Annotated in this window: 1 protein-coding gene; it reads left to right on the plus strand. The window is 63.8% G+C overall.

Going from position 1 to position 301, the window contains the following annotated elements; translation table 11 throughout:
- The coding region (locus EE949_RS01055; protein WP_241152842.1) for a LysR substrate-binding domain-containing protein at window positions 1-301 on the plus strand (301 nt) is incomplete at both ends.

The raw sequence follows: 301 nt of genomic DNA on the forward strand, positions 1-301 counted from the left end.
AATCCGCAGCGCGACGCTGCAGACCATCGCTCACAAGGCCGAAGGCGGCACCATGCATCTTGCCGTGCTGCCCACCTTTGGCTCCAAATGGCTGCTGCCGCGCATGAATGACTTTTACGCGAGGCATCCGGGCTATGTGGTGCACGTGCATTCGCGCATCGTGCACGCCGACCTGACGCCAGCCGCCAGCGAGATGAACGCCATCATCTGCGCAGGCACCGGCAACTGGCCGGGTTACGTCGCCCACCCGCTGGTCAGTGAAAAGCTGGTCCTGATTGCCAGTCCCGGCGCGCTGAAAGGG

The sequence above is a fragment of the Pseudomonas viridiflava genome (genome assembly GCF_900602065.1).
Taxonomy (GTDB): domain Bacteria; phylum Pseudomonadota; class Gammaproteobacteria; order Pseudomonadales; family Pseudomonadaceae; genus Aquipseudomonas.